This is a genomic window from Streptomyces sp. XM83C (genome assembly GCF_023072675.1).
GTDB lineage: Bacteria > Actinomycetota > Actinomycetes > Streptomycetales > Streptomycetaceae > Streptomyces > Streptomyces thermocoprophilus.
Genome location: NZ_JALLGL010000190.1, coordinates 1 through 12357, shown reverse-complemented (window position 1 = coordinate 12357; position 12357 = coordinate 1). Strand labels below are relative to the sequence as shown.

Here is a 12357-nt window from a genome sequence, read left to right as displayed (position 1 = left end):
GGCCGGGACCCACCCGCCCCCGGGCAGAGGCCCGCATTGCGCCGTATGCAGCAGTACGGCCCTGCGGTCATCGGCGCGCACCCCGATCCTGGGCGAGGATCCCACCCCGCCGAGGAGGCCGTATGCCGCAGCTTTCCGCACCCCCGAGCCGCCGCCGGCGCGCGCTCGCCGTGGCCGTGCTCTGTCTCACGGCGCTGCTGCCCGCCGCCCCTGCCGCCGCCGGCGCGGGCCCCGGCCACGACCCCGACCGTGCCCTGCGGCAACGCCTGGAGGAACTGGTCCGCACCCCCGGCGGCCCGCCCGGAGCGATCGCCGTCCTGCGCACCGAGCGGCACACGCGCGTGATCCGCGCCGGCGTCGCCGACCTCACCACCGGCCGCCCGCCCCGCACCGGCGACCACATGCGCATCGCCAGCACCGCCAAGGCCTTCAGCGGCGCCGTCGCCCTCAGCCTCGTCGACCGCGGCGCGGTCCGCCTCGACGACACCCTGCGCCGCCGACTGCCCCAACTGCCCGCCGCCTGGGGCGCCGTCACCCTGCGCCAGCTGCTCAACCACACCAGCGGCCTGCCCGACTACAGCGAGGCCCCAGCCTTCCTCGACGAGCTGCGCGCCGACCCGCACCACGTCTTCGACTCACGCCGCCTGCTCGACTACGTCGCCGACCGGCCCCTGCTGTTCCGGCCCGGCAGCCGGTACCACTACTCCAACTCCGACAACATCGCCGTGGCCCTCATGGCCGAGGCCGTCACCGGCACCCCGTACGAGCGGCTGCTCGCCGAACTGGTCCACCGCCCGCTCGGCCTGCACCGCACCAGCCTCCCGCAGGGCTACCGCATGCCACGGCCCTACCTGCACGGCTACGACGTCACCGTCACGCCCCCCGAGGACGTCAGCGAACTGCTCGGCGCGTCCGGCCTGTGGGCGTCCGGCGGCATCGTCTCCACGCCCGCCGACATGACCCGCTTCATCCGCGGCTACGCGGGCGGCGCCCTGTACGGCCCGGCCGTCGTCCGCGAGCAGCGACGCTGGATCGACGGCGAGTCCCAGCCCGCCGGACCCGGCCGCAACTCGGCCGGACTCGCCGTCTTCCGCTACGACACCCGTTGCGGCACCGTCCTCGGACACACCGGCAACACCGCCGGCTACACACAGCTGATCGCCGCCACCCCGGACGGCCGCCGCTCCCTGACCTTCTCCGTCACCGCGCAGATCAACGCCGGACAGGCCCCCGACCAGCTGCGGCTGATGCGCGCCGTGCAGGAGGACTTCGTCTGCGCGCTGCTGCGCTGACCCCCGCCCCGGCCCTGACCACGCGCGCGTGACCCGCCGGCTGCCGGCCGTCACCCGTGGCGCCGGCCGCCAGCCGTCACCGCGCGCGCGTGGCCCCGGCCGTCAGCAGTCAGCCGTCACCCGGAGCCGTGGCGGCGCGCTCGCAGTACAGGAACAGATGCGGTTCCGGCACGGCCTCCGGGTGCGCGGGCGTGAACCGTGCGCTGTGCCGGGCCAGCACAGCCAGCCCCGCCGCCTCGGCCAGCGCCGCGAACCCGTCCTCCGCGAAACTCGTCACCCGCACCGGCTGCCCCATGAAGACCGCCTCGACGTCCTCCACGTCCAGCGGCACCGTCGCCAGGACCACGCTGCCGCCCGGCCGCACCGCACGACCGACCGCACGCAGCACCCCAGCCTGCTCGGCCCGGGACATCTGCAGCAGCGAGAAGTACACGCACACCGCGTCGAAGGAGCCCTCCTCCCACGGCGTCACCCGCACGTCGGCGCACCGGAACTCCGCGCCCGGAACCTGCCGGGACGCGATGTCCACCATGACGGGGGACACGTCCACGCCCAGCACCCGGTGGCCCGCCCCGGCGAGCACCTCCGCCGTCGGCCGGCCCGTGCCGCTGCCCACGTCCAGCACCCGGCTGCCCGGCGCCAGCCGGCCCAACAGCCACTCCAGCGACGCCCGATGCGCCGCCGACCCCGCGAACGCCTTCTCGTACTCCGTGCCCAGCGCGTCGAACACCTCGGCGGCAGGCACGCGCTGACCGTATTCGCTCACGATGCTCCCTCTCGTCGGCTGCGGACGGCGACCTGTGACGGCTGCGCATCCTCGCACCCACCGCGCCCGCCCACAACGCCGCGCGCCGCGCCGCACACCACGCGCCGCCGCACCACCCGCGGCGCGCCCCCACACGCCCGTGCACCCCGCACGACCACCGCGCAAGCCGGACCCTGACACCCGGCGGGCCCCTCGTGCGTTGACCCGTGTGTACGGCAGAGCGTGCAGGAGGGACAGCCATGGACTACTACGACCTCGGCACCCACACCCGCCCGGTGACCACCTCGTCCGCCGAGGCGCAGACGTGGTTCGACCGCGGCCTGGTGTGGACGTACGCCTTCCACCACGAAGAGGCGGTCGCCTGCTTCGAGGCCGCCGCCGCGGCCGACCCCGACTGCGCCATGGCCCACTGGGGCATCGCCTACGCGCTCGGCCCCAACTACAACAAACCCTGGGAGTTCTTCGACGCGAGGGACCTCGCCACCACCGTCGACCGCACCCACGCCGCCGTCGAACGCGCCCGCGCGGCGGCAGCGGACGCCACCCCCGTCGAACGGGCCCTCATCGAGGCTCTGCGCGCCCGCTACCCGCAGGCCGAGCCCGCCGAGGACTGCTCGGTGTGGAACGAGCCCTACGCCGACCGCATGCGCGAGGTCCACGCCCTGGCGCCCGACGACGTCGACGTCGCCGTGCTGTACGCGGACGCGTTGATGAACCTCACCCCGTGGCAGCTGTGGGACCTGCGCACCGGCGGACCCGCGGCGGGCGCCCGCACCCTGGAGGCCAAGGACGTCCTCGACCGCGTACTGGCCCGCGAGGAGGGCCTGCGCCACCCCGGCGCGCTCCACATGTACATCCACCTGATGGAGATGTCCCCGAGCCCCGAGGCGGCCCTGCCCGTCGCCGACCGGCTGCGTGGCCTCGTACCCGACGCGGGCCATCTGCTGCACATGCCCTCGCACCTGGAGGTGCTGTGCGGCGACTACCGCCGCACGGTCTCCGACAACACCGCGGCGATCGCCGCCGACGCCACGTACCTCGCCCGTTCCGGGCCGATGAACTTCTACACCCTGTACCGGGCGCACAACCACCACTTCCGGATCTACGGCGCCCTGTTCCTCGGCGACTCACGCACCGCCCTGGAAGCCGCGTCGGAGCTGGAGGCGTGCATCCCGGAGGACCTGCTGCGGGTGGAGAGCCCGCCCATGGCCGACTGGCTGGAGGGCTTCCTCGCCATGCGCGTCCATGTGCTGATCCGCTTCGGCCGCTGGGACGACGTACTGCGCCTGCCGCTGCCCGCCGACCCGGACCTGTACCGCGTGACCACTGCGATGCTGCGCTATGCGCGCGGCGTCGCGTACGCCGCGACCGGCCGCGTCGCCGAGGCGGAGGAGGAACGGCGGATGTTCCGCGCCGCTGTGGACCGCGTCCCCGAGAGCCGCATGCTGTTCAACAACACCTGCCGGGACATCCTGGCCGTCGCCTCGGCGATGCTCGACGGCGAACTGGAGTACCGCAAAGGGGCCCACGACGCCGCGTTCGCCGCACTGCGCCGTGCCGTCGAACTCGACGACACCCTGCCGTACGACGAGCCGTGGGGCTGGATGCAGCCCACCCGGCACGCCCTCGGCGCCCTCCTGCTGGAACAGGGGCACGTGGAGGAGGCCGAGGAGGTCTACCGCGCCGACCTCGGCCTGGACGACACCCTGCCCCGCCCGCTGCAACACCCGAACAACGTCTGGGCGCTGCACGGCCTGCACGAATGCCTCGTACGGCGCGGGAAGACCGGCGAGGCCGCGCTCGTCGCCCACCAGCTGAAACTGGCGACCGCCCTGGCCGACGTACCCGTCACGTCGTCCTGCTTCTGCCGCCTGGAGACCTCCGCCCACACCGGCGGCTGCTGCGAGCACTGAACGAGGGCACCCCGGCCCGCGCGCTCAGCTCCACAGCGGATAGACGACCGTCTGTGCGAGCCGCTCGGGCCGGGTGTTCTCGTACGTGAGCGTCATCCGCGTGTACTGCCGCAGCTTCGGGTCCTTCTTCCAGGTCTGCGGCTTGTCCAGACGCACGGTGACGGCGTAGTCGTGGAAGCGGCCGGCCGCGCAGTACGGCTTGCAGTCGTTGACCATGTTGACGCCCTCGGCGGTCGCGGCCCGTTCGTCCCACCGCGACCAGTGCAGGGAAACCAGACGGCTGTTGCCGTCCCCGCAGGCCAGGATGAACTCCGCCGGGCGCACCTGCGCATGCCACAGACAGTCCACGAGAACGGGCGGCGGCTCGGCCTGCCGGGCGCTCGCCGACACCGGCGCGGTCGCCGCCGTGAGCGCCGCGAGCGCCCCGAGAGCGAGGCCCGTCCTGACCATGTGTGTGCGCATATCGGCTCCCCGGTCGTCCTGTCTTCGAACCTACGGCCGCCGCACCGACCCCACCACTCGAACGGCCCCGGGAACGGGAGGACCCCCGGGAGCCCCTGCTGCTCCCGGGGGTCGGCCGCGCCGGCGGGTCAGGCCGCCGTCGCGGGGTACGTGGGGTACTCGACGCCCGAGATGTGCTGGACGACGCGCACGACCTGGCAGGAGTAGCCGAACTCGTTGTCGTACCAGAGGTAGAGGATCGCGTTGTCGCCCTCCACCTTGGTGGCTCCGGCGTCGACGATCGAGGCGTGACGGGAGCCGATGAAGTCGCTGGAGACCGCGTCGGGCGCCGTCGTGAAGTCGATCTGCCGCTTCAGCGGCGACGTCAGCGACACCTCCCGCAGGTAGTCCAGGACCTCCTGGCGGTCGGTCTCGCGGCCCAGCTGAAGGTTGAGGATGGCGATCGACACGTCCGGCACCGGCACGCGGATCGAGGAGCCGGTGATCTTCGCCTTGAGGTCGGGCAGCGCCTTGGCCACGGCGGACGCGGCACCGGTCTCGGTGATGACCATGTTCAGCGGCGCGCTGCGGCCACGGCGGTCGGCCTTGTGGTAATTGTCCAGCAGGTTCTGGTCGTTGGTGAAGGAGTGCACGGTCTCCACGTGGCCGCGCACCACGCCGAACTCGTCGTCCATCGCCTTCAGCGGCGGCACGATCGCGTTCGTGGTGCAGGATGCGCAGGACAGGATCCGCTCGTCAGGCTTCACCGTGTCGTGGTTGACGCCGTGCACGATGTTCGGGACGTCGCCCTTGCCGGGCGCGGTCAGCACGACCTTGTCGATACCGGGGCGCAGGTGCTTCGACAGGCCCTCGCGGTCACGCCACTTGCCGGTGTTGTCGATCAGGATGGCGTTCTTGATGCCGTACGCCGTGTAGTCCACCGACGTCGGGTCGTCGGCGTAGATCACCTTGATGGCGTTGCCGTTGGCGACGATGGTGCTGTTGTCCTCGTCGACGGTGATCGTGCCCTGGAACTGGCCGTGGATCGAGTCCCGGCGCAGCAGCGACGCACGCTTGACCAGGTCCTGCTCACCGCCGCCGCGCACGACGATCGCGCGCAGCCGCAGACCGTTGCCCGAGCCGGCCTTCTCGATGAGCAGACGGGCCACGAGCCGGCCGATGCGGCCGAAGCCGTACAGGACGACGTCACGGCCATCGCCCCGCTCGATCTTGTTCGCGCCGCAGGCACCGGCGACGGCCTCCGCGGTGAACTGCTCGATGCTCAGACCCCGGTCGTCGGCCTTGTACGTGGCCGCGAGCATGCCGATGTCGATCTGGGAGGGGCCGAGGTCCAGCGTGGTGAGCGCCTGGAGGAACGGCAGGGTCTCGGTGACCGAGAGCTCCTCGCCGGCGATCTGCCGGGCGAACCGGTGCGTCTTCAGGATGCTGACCACCGACTTGTTCACCAAGGAGCGGCTGTGGAGGAGGACGGTGACGTCCCGCTCCCGGTGCAGCTTCCCGATGATCGGGATCATCGACTCCGCGATCTCCTCGCGGTTCTTCCAGTTGGTGAACGAGTCCTCGTTGACAGTCACAGAAGTCATCTTTCGAGCTAGACGGCGCTCATATGATAACCCTCGTGTTCGGAACCCCGGATCACACCCTGGTTACAGCCGGGACCGCCCGTGGCAGGATGCGCGCATGCGCCACCGCGCCGCCCCGGCGGATCTCCACGAAGCGTCCCTGCGCGACGAGTTGCTGACCCTCGTCGAATCCATCGATCCCTGGGACGATCTCGAACGGCGGCATGTCGCCGTCGCGACGGAGTGGATCACCGGCGGTGCGCCCCTGTACCGGCTCGAGCCGCCGGACGAACCCCCGATGCACCTGGTGAGCTACTTCGTGGTGTTCGACGACCGGCGCGGGAAGCTGCTGCTGGTCGACCACCGCAAGGCGGGGCTGTGGCTGCCGCCCGGCGTTCATTAGGCAAGTGCGTTGTCGGGCAACGAGGTGTCGGCTTGCTTGGAACACGCCTCGGGAGTGGTGAGCTCGCATGTTGAGGTGTCGTGTATTCCAGCTCAGAGCGCCCCGATCGGTCGCTTTGGGTCATGCGGGCGGTGTCCAGGGTCCGGCCCGGAGTGAGTATGTTCGTCCGATGGCGCGTTCGAAGCGCCTCGGGAGGGGAGAGTGCCGGTGGACGTCGTCGCGATTATGGAAGCACTGGCTGAACAGGGCGTAACGGTGCTATTCAAGGCCGACGCTGAGCGGATGGCAGAGAGGGGCAAGCCTTGGACCTTCGTCGCCAGTGGAGCGCCGTTGCGCGAGGACGTCCTTGTGCGAACCGATGCCGCGTCTGTGGAGCAATGCCTCGCAGTGTGCTTGCCCCGCCTGCGTGAGCTGGGCTTTTCGTTCCCTGAGTGAGAGAGCGGGTGTGACCGAACCGCCGCCCTGGATGTCAGTGGCGGCTGCTTACATGAGCCCATGGACACCGTGCACACGACCGCCGCCCTCCTCCCGGACCCCGCCGAGCTCCGCGCGCACCTGCGCGCGCTGGCCGTGCTGGACCAGGCGATCTGCCGCGACCCGCGGTTCTCCCGCTACTCCTTCTCCAGCACCTGGGGGCCTGGGACGGAGGCGGCCCTGATGGACAACGGCTCGGGTGACGACTTCTCCGTCCTCTTCACCCCGGCCGGTGTGCTCGTCCGGGGCTTCGACCACGAGTCGGAGATGAGCCCGTACGGCACGGATGACGAACAGGTCTGGCCCGGTGTCATCGACGAGGTGCCCGCCGCGCTGCGCCCGCTCTTGGACGACCCGGCTTTCGTCGACGAGGGCCTCGGCGCCCCGCGGGTCACCGCCTGCCTGTGGTGGGAGACCGGCGGCAGCGCCTGGCGCACCGGCTCGGGCATCGAGTTCCCCTCGGGCAACCCGGACCCGGACGGCTCCGGGCACCTCTTCCGCCTCCTCACCGATCGCTCCCCCGAGGCCGTCCAGGCGCACTTCGAGGAGGACTACGGGCGGCCCGTCCCCCTCGACACCGTCCGCCACGTCCTCGCAGGCCACCCCCTGACCCCTGAAGCCGCCCGCGGCCTCAACCCGGCCGCCCTCTCCGACGAGGCCCTGCTCCGCCGGATCGCCGCCGAGCCCGAAATCGAGGCGTACCTCGCTGGCGACGGCGAGTTCGACCTCACGCGGACCGACCCCATCGAGTCGATCGCCCTGCCGGCCGGTCTCCCGGTGGAGCCCGTGGCCGGCTGCAACGCGGGAGGCACCCACTACCTCTGCGGCCCGGCCGGCTCCGACCGCGTCCGCCCCGTCCTCTACACCGACTCCGAGGGCCAGGCTTCCCTCATCGCGGAGTCCCTCGCCGAGGCCCTGACCCTGGCCATCGTCCTCCCCTCCTGGCACGACGCCCTGGCCGGCTTCTGTCCCCCCGCGCTCAACGCCGACTACCTTGAGGAGAACCCGGACCACCCCGAGGTCCGCGACCGCCTCCTCGCCGCCCTCCGCCTCCCCCCGGCCACCGAGGCCGAGGTCCTGGCCCGCCTCCTCACCACGGCCGCCCGCACCGTCCCGGACGGCTTCCTCCCTTCGGTCGAGGGCGAGGAGGACGCGGCCTTCGAACCGATGCTCCGTCTGCCGGCCGAGTAGGACAGCCCCGCCGCGCGCCGCCTTCCGGACCCGACGCACCGCTACGGCGAAGCCACCATGGGCTTGTGGTGGAGGGCGTTGGCCGGTCATACCACCTTGGCTGCGGCGACCCCGCTTTACCGATGTTCCCCGAGGCCGGAACACGTGCCAGCCCTCCCGGGGCGGGCCTCATCCGGACCGGTTCCGCCGACGTGCGGCGGGAAGGCGGGTGATGGTCCCTGACTGTTCAAGTTGCTCCCGGGCGTGCGCGAGCTCCAAGTCGAGCTCGGCGACGATCCGGCGCAACGCGGCGCTGACGGCTTGCTCGTTTGCGAGCTTTTTCGTGACGGCAGCCAGCTTCTCTTTCACCTCGCCGTACCGGTCGGCGAGTTCTTGCATGGCGGCCGGGGTGGCGTTCTGAGCTTTGACGCGGGCTTGGAACTCCTCGATGAGGTCTCTGTGGTCGCCGTAGGCGACGTCTCGTCTCAGGTTGGACTCGCGCAGCAGCTCGGTGGCCGTGAGCCTCCCGGTTTCCGACCGCAGTGGGGTGCCGGCAAGGAGACGGTTTGCGGCACTCCGCAACGCTGCCCGCTCGGCTTCCCGGTCTCGAACGCGTCGATTCGTCATGCGATGCCCCTTCCGTCTTCCGTCGCACTGTCGCGGTGGCGCTCGATGATGGTCAGGTGCTGAGCGGCCTGGGCGGCCGCCCGGTCCCGACGCGGCTGGGGCGCCAGTGGGTCCGCGGCGTCTGCTTGCAGCTGGACGAGTTCCTGTTGCAGCTCGGTGATGTCGCGGTCGGTGTACGCGAGATTCACGCACGTTGATCGGCAGTCGGCTTCATCTGGGGCGTCAGCGCCGGGCAGGCCCAGGGCGAGCTTCGCCTTGCGGCAGGCAGCCGTCGCGGCCCGCCACACACACGTCATGCCCTGGCCGTGGTGAACAGCCGGGTCGGCTTGTTCGAGGAGCCGCTCGGCGTTGCGTACCCCCGCCACGGCACGTCCGGCGAAGGGAGCGGATTGTGTGACGCGGTCACGGTATTCCTGGGCGGAGGGCCCGCTGACGTGCTCACCGGACTCAAGGCGGCGTGCGTCCTCCTCGATCTGGTCGATGATCAATTCGAGTTTCTCCACAGCGACGTCCTGGAGCCACGCGGGGTCTTCGTTGCCGGCATAGCTGAGCGTTACTTTCGTATCCACGTGTCCGTACTGCAGCGCGGCCGCGATCAGCCCTCGTGGTCTGCGGACGATGAACCGGGCCAGGGTCCGGCGGAAGCGGGTTGCGTAGATGCGGCCGGAGGGGTCGGCCGGGATGGCGTCGGCGCCGTCTGCTCGCCGGAAGCCGGAATTGATCCAGGAGATCAGGTCCTGGATGTCGTCGTTCATGGTCGTGCCCTTGCGGGCGTTGGCGCTGGACGGACGCTCGTGGTGGGCGGAGACGAGGCTGGACGGGAAGAGCAGGGGGAGCTCGTGCAGGCTCTCGGCAAGTGCGATGGCCGCGTGAACGACGTCCACCACGACCCACGGTCTCAGGGGCTCCGTGAGGTGCGGGCTGTCCGGTGCACGGTCGAAGCCCTTGCCGCGGTAGCCGTTGACCTGCAGTTCACCTGTCTCCTCATCGTGGGTGCGGCAGCCGCGGCGCAGGTTGAGTACCTCTCCTGGGCGCATGCCGGAGAGGTAGCAGATGGCTGTGAACAGGGCTGCACTGAGCAGCCGCACCATGGTCGGGAGTTCGCTGACATCGATCGGGGTCGATCGCCAGGGTGTGCCGTTGACATGGCCGGTGATCTTTCCGACGCCCACCGCGGGACTGATCGGTAGACCGCTGAGGGCGAAGAGCCGCCTCTGCCCCGGGGTGAGGCGGGTGCGCTGGTCCTTCCGGATGCCGACGAGCCGAAGGACGTGGTTGCCGGCCAGCTCCAGGCCGTGCTCACCCACCTGACCGGGCAGGGCGATGTTGTTCTCCCTGCAGTGTTCGATGTGGGTGAGGAACCGCTGCTGCGTTGGTCCGGTGTACTTCGTCTGTGAGGGATGCTCGCCGGCTTCGAGCTGCTGGTACTCGCGCCAGGCGTCCCGGATGTCGGGGCCGATCTGTTCGATCATCACCAGCACCCAGGCCAAGAGGGCCTCCATGGTCGCGTCCGAGATGCGCGGGGTCTTGTTCTCCCGTCGCTTCCTCACCACCGCGCCGACGACTTCGTTGGCGGTTTGGCCGGGCCAGGGGAAGTCGCAGCCGAGACGGCCTTCAGCGGGGAGGTGGTCGCGGAAGAGCCACAGGATGCGCACCGCGCCGATCAGGTCAGCTTTCCGGCCGTCAGTGCGGTCGAGGTCGAGGACGTACGTCCGGAAGGCGTCGAGGTCCTGGTTCCGGACGTCGGAGAGGGTCTCGAAGCCCTGGTCGGCCAGCCATCGTGCGATCACCCGCATGTCGATGATCCAGTAGGGGAACGTTCCGATGCTCGCCTGCTCACCTGGACTCTGCCGGCCGTTCGGCTCGACGGGGACAGGATGGTCGAGGGCGGCCAGGAAGAAGGCGCGAAAGTGCCGGCGCAGGGCCTGGGGGAAGGTGGGCCACCACACGGCCGGGATGGCGGCATGGGCGTCTCGGTGGGCCGGCTGGATGTGCCAGACCTCGTCGGCGTAGCGCGACATGCGTGAGGCGGGAGTGCCGATACGAACCGGCCGGTTCCGCAAGATGATCACGTCTTCGGTCGGCCAAGCGATGTCCTCGCCTGTGGAATCGGGCCGTGCTGTGGCGACGCGCTGGGGATCGATCATCGCAGGTCGAGCCTTCCTGTAAGGAGGTCTGAGACCAGGCGTTCTTGATGCGGGGGAAGGGGGCCGCGGGCGTCCGTCTGCTCGGCGGGCGTGTAGTGGTCGATGATGTCCCGCAACTGGTGGACCGTTGTCTCGTACCTGACGCGCCAGAGGTGGGGATCGAGGTTGGGCCGCAGTGCCAGCAGCCGGTCGTGGACCGCGACCTGGACCGGGAGGTGATGCGGCAGCGCACGGGCGTTCTTGCAGTTCAGACAGACGAGGAACGACGCGGTGCAGGGCTGCCCTGGCGGAGAGTGCGGGCCGTCGTGGTGGTCGGTGCACGCGGTCACTACGGTGTCTTGCTCCCCTGTGAGCATGCGCTTGAGCACCTCCGCCTCCAGTCCCGCCTCGGCCGCAGCCGCAGTAGGGTCCGCTGCGGCCCTTTCCAGGAACGCCGGGGTGAACACGGGGACCTCCGCCGCCGCTCGCGCCTTCGCGACCTGCTCACGAAGCGCCTGCCCGACCAGGGCCCGGCCCTGGGCCTGGACGGTCGAACTGCGCCGGAGGTAGTGATCGCGCAAGGTGCGAGCCGTGTGCGCCACCGGCCGGCGCTGGAGTTCGAGTGCGGTCTGGCGGATGCGACGTACGTCTATCGCCGGCTTGTCGGACTCGGTGTACTTCGACGGCGAGAAGCCGTGGGACAGGGCCCAGTTTCTGGAATGCGGGCTGGTGCTCCACTGCCCTTGCCGTGACCGAACGGGCGGCGAGTAGGACAGGAACGCGGCGGACTCGCCGCTGAGCTGCCGTGCCACCTGGGTAAGTTCCAGCAGCAGTTCATACAGCCGCAGAGGAGAGCGGAACAACTTCGAGTCAGCGTTCTGCTCTCCGAAGACTTCGCGGAGCGAGGACGGCAGGTCCTCCAGAGCGATGACCATGTGCTCGTGTTCCGGTCCGCGCCGCGGCTTCGACTCCTCGATCAGGGCGACGGCCAGGGCGCCGAATCCGCCATCGGGCCGCGTGTGGGCAGCGGGCCACTTCTTGACCGTGCCGAAGTTCTCCGCGGTGAGGGCACACATGAGCAGCGCAAATGCCGTCGACTCGTTCCCGGTAAGGCACAGCATCCGGCTGATCCCCTTGAAGCCGCCCAAGCGCAGGACCTCCCACGTGTGGTCTCCCCTCCCGGAAGCCGACCGGCGCCGCGGGAGGTCCCCTGTCCTGGCGAACAGGTCCAGCAGCCTTCCCAGGTCCTCCTCCCGGCTTCCTGCCTCCAGGTCGCCGGACCGGAAGGCGGCCAGGAGACTCAGGCCCTCGCGGATCCGGTCACGACAAGTGCGGATGTCGTGGCGCAAAGCAGTCATGATCTGCTGCCACTCACCATCGCTGTAGGCGAAGATCCTTCCATCAGGTGTCCCGGTCGGAAGCCTGGTGCGCAGCAGGTCACGTCCGCTGGAGTGGTGTATCGACGGCCACTCGGTGATCTCGTCTTTGAGGCTATGCGGTGAGTTCGGTGGGCAGGGTGGTGCCGTCGGTTTCTGACTCGATCGGGTGGAGTCGGGCCTTGG

The 12357-nt window shown here is 70.4% G+C and carries 11 protein-coding genes; 5 read left to right on the top strand and 6 right to left on the bottom strand.

The features are described 5' to 3' along the window. Nucleotides 1-122 precede the first annotated feature (122 nt). Nucleotides 123-1292 (top strand): serine hydrolase domain-containing protein, encoded by a 1170-nt coding sequence (locus tag MTQ10_RS20600; RefSeq protein WP_247470282.1) that lies wholly within the window; start codon nt 123-125, stop codon nt 1290-1292. A gap of 109 nt (nt 1293-1401) precedes the next feature. Here MTQ10_RS20600 and MTQ10_RS20595 read toward each other — a convergent pair whose 3' ends face one another. Further along, the gene (locus MTQ10_RS20595; RefSeq protein ID WP_247470281.1) at nt 1402-2058 is read right to left on the bottom strand and encodes a class I SAM-dependent methyltransferase; all 657 of its coding nucleotides are present in this window, start codon (nt 2056-2058) and stop codon (nt 1402-1404) included. Nucleotides 2059-2297: 239 nt separating this feature from the next. Here MTQ10_RS20595 and MTQ10_RS20590 point away from each other — a divergent pair, with 239 nt between their 5' ends. Further along, nucleotides 2298-3971: a tetratricopeptide repeat protein gene (locus tag MTQ10_RS20590; protein WP_247470279.1), complete on the top strand. Its 1674-nt coding sequence runs from the start codon at nt 2298-2300 to the stop codon at nt 3969-3971. A 24-nt stretch (nt 3972-3995) separates the two neighbouring features. Here the strand turns inward: MTQ10_RS20590 and MTQ10_RS20585 are convergent, their stop codons facing one another. Both MTQ10_RS20585 and MTQ10_RS20580 read right to left on the bottom strand, forming a co-directional pair. Continuing rightward, nucleotides 3996-4433: a hypothetical protein gene (locus tag MTQ10_RS20585; protein ID WP_247470277.1), complete on the bottom strand. Its 438-nt coding sequence runs from the start codon at nt 4431-4433 to the stop codon at nt 3996-3998. A 128-nt stretch (nt 4434-4561) separates the two neighbouring features. Then, on the bottom strand, nt 4562-6007 hold the full coding sequence (locus MTQ10_RS20580; protein WP_247470285.1) for a glyceraldehyde-3-phosphate dehydrogenase: 1446 nt from the start codon (nt 6005-6007) through the stop codon (nt 4562-4564). A gap of 106 nt (nt 6008-6113) precedes the next feature. Here MTQ10_RS20580 and MTQ10_RS20575 point away from each other — a divergent pair, with 106 nt between their 5' ends. The 3 genes from MTQ10_RS20575 (at nt 6114) to MTQ10_RS20565 (ending at nt 8063) form a co-directional block, all read left to right on the top strand. After that, nucleotides 6114-6398 (top strand): hypothetical protein, encoded by a 285-nt coding sequence (locus MTQ10_RS20575; RefSeq protein WP_247470275.1) that lies wholly within the window; start codon nt 6114-6116, stop codon nt 6396-6398. 207 nt (nt 6399-6605) lie between these two features. After that, nucleotides 6606-6833: a hypothetical protein gene (locus tag MTQ10_RS20570; RefSeq protein WP_032755250.1), complete on the top strand. Its 228-nt coding sequence runs from the start codon at nt 6606-6608 to the stop codon at nt 6831-6833. Between the two features lie 60 nt (nt 6834-6893). Continuing rightward, a complete protein-coding gene (locus MTQ10_RS20565) occupies nt 6894-8063 on the top strand; it encodes a hypothetical protein (protein ID WP_247470273.1) in 1170 nt (389 codons plus the stop codon). 168 nt (nt 8064-8231) lie between these two features. On the opposite strand, the gene MTQ10_RS20560 is transcribed toward MTQ10_RS20565, so the two are convergent. From MTQ10_RS20560 to MTQ10_RS20550, 3 genes are all read right to left on the bottom strand, one after another. Next, nucleotides 8232-8669 (bottom strand): hypothetical protein, encoded by a 438-nt coding sequence (locus MTQ10_RS20560; protein ID WP_247470271.1) that lies wholly within the window; start codon nt 8667-8669, stop codon nt 8232-8234. Next, nucleotides 8666-10816 (bottom strand): integrase, encoded by a 2151-nt coding sequence (locus MTQ10_RS20555; protein WP_247470269.1) that lies wholly within the window; start codon nt 10814-10816, stop codon nt 8666-8668. The genes MTQ10_RS20560 and MTQ10_RS20555 overlap by 4 nt, the downstream gene beginning before the upstream one ends. Then, nucleotides 10813-12357, bottom strand: a 1545-nt coding sequence (locus MTQ10_RS20550) for a hypothetical protein (RefSeq protein ID WP_247470267.1), incomplete at its 5' end; no start/stop codon positions are given. The genes MTQ10_RS20555 and MTQ10_RS20550, both read right to left, overlap by 4 nt.

Excerpts from the sequence above, each read along its gene's own strand:
- MTQ10_RS20600 (WP_247470282.1), top strand. The coding sequence starts at position 123 with ATGCCGCAGCTTTCCGCACCCCCGAGCCGCCGCCGGCGCGCGCTCGCC.
- MTQ10_RS20590 (WP_247470279.1), top strand. The coding sequence starts at position 2,298 with ATGGACTACTACGACCTCGGCACCCACACCCGCCCGGTGACCACCTCG.
- MTQ10_RS20585 (WP_247470277.1), bottom strand. The coding sequence starts at position 4,433 with ATGCGCACACACATGGTCAGGACGGGCCTCGCTCTCGGGGCGCTCGCG.
- MTQ10_RS20575 (WP_247470275.1), top strand. The coding sequence starts at position 6,114 with ATGCGCCACCGCGCCGCCCCGGCGGATCTCCACGAAGCGTCCCTGCGC.
- MTQ10_RS20565 (WP_247470273.1), top strand. The coding sequence starts at position 6,894 with ATGGACACCGTGCACACGACCGCCGCCCTCCTCCCGGACCCCGCCGAG.
- MTQ10_RS20560 (WP_247470271.1), bottom strand. The coding sequence starts at position 8,669 with ATGACGAATCGACGCGTTCGAGACCGGGAAGCCGAGCGGGCAGCGTTG.
- MTQ10_RS20555 (WP_247470269.1), bottom strand. The coding sequence starts at position 10,816 with ATGATCGATCCCCAGCGCGTCGCCACAGCACGGCCCGATTCCACAGGC.